The organism is Massilia frigida (assembly GCF_011682175.1).
Lineage (GTDB): Bacteria > Pseudomonadota > Gammaproteobacteria > Burkholderiales > Burkholderiaceae_D > Telluria_A > Telluria_A frigida.
In genome coordinates, this window is record NZ_WHJG01000132.1 from 1 (window position 1) to 1,079 (window position 1,079).

The window sequence follows — 1,079 nt, forward strand, 5'->3', positions numbered from 1 at the left end:
CCTGCATGCCGTCAAGGGTGCGCTACGCCGGCACGCGCGCAGCGCGCGCCGCCCTTGACCGCACTCCGGGACGGTAGAACCTCACAGCATAGCCGATGTCAAGTTTCACCGGAAACGTCATTGGGCCGCTGTTACGATGGTCAGACTTGACACCGTTACCGTTAATCGTAGCTCTCTAAGAAGTATTTATTTTTACCGAGTATTTTATCGTACTCCTCTCTAAGTATCACCAATTTCGGCGGTTCAAAACCACTTATCATTAACATCGTACCATCGTCATAGATACTCTTATTAGAAATTGGAGCGCTTATTTTCAAGGCATCGCTTAATTTGGAGGCGATAGTAGTGGTGTCGTTATCCAATTCTGTTTCGCAAGAGGAAAGGGTCAGCAATACTGGAAATTGATCATTCTCATCATTTTCAGTTACAAGGCAAAATAAGTTCCTTGCCGGCGCTGATAAATCAAAATTGTGCAGATACTGCAAGTTAATTTCATCGCTATGAATGTCGTATGCTTTGGCCAAGGCCGCCAACAAAAAGTCCCGGGAAGGTATTTTTCCAAGTTGCATGTCAAAACCGTCTATCATAGATTTGCCTTGTAAATACCTGCGCCACTCACATGTCACACCGGATAATTTTTCTCGGAGAATTCGTCCCAGTCGTCGATCTGTTCCGCCCCTCGGGCAATAATTCATTGGCGTGGATGATCATGGTGTTACACTCGCCGGTGCAGTAAATATTTACGGAAGCACGTTGTCGCTTATCCTCTTGGGCCGCGGCATCATAAGTTGATTTACTGACAGAGTAAAGCAGCCTACTTTTTCATATATTGGGCATACCGTAGATTTTAATTTTTCCAAACCTCCAAAAAAGAAGCCAGTTTCAATTTCGTCTATTTTTTCAAGTGTGACTCGATTATTGCTCATCTAAATACCTCATTTATTCGCCAAGATGATTGAGCCTCTTGCAAAACTAGCGGAACGGATGAAAATTGCTTGGCAGCGCAAGCGAAAAGGTGGGGGTGGGCGCCCATTTCTGGCATGATTTAGTTTCTAACGCTTAATCAAAACGCCCACACC

1 protein-coding gene is annotated in these 1,079 nt (G+C 45.0%); it reads right to left on the minus strand.

What is annotated here, in order from left to right; translation table 11 throughout:
• Window positions 1–161: 161 nt before the first annotated feature.
• Window positions 162–587, minus strand: a complete 426-nt coding sequence (locus F2P44_RS34320) for a hypothetical protein (RefSeq protein ID WP_167094556.1) — start codon at window positions 585–587, stop codon at window positions 162–164.
• Window positions 588–1,079 lie beyond the last annotated feature (492 nt).

What these genes read in the sequence shown, in the direction of transcription:
- F2P44_RS34320 (WP_167094556.1), bottom strand. Translation starts at nt 587, where the DNA reads ATGATAGACGGTTTTGACATGCAACTTGGAAAAATACCTTCCCGGGAC.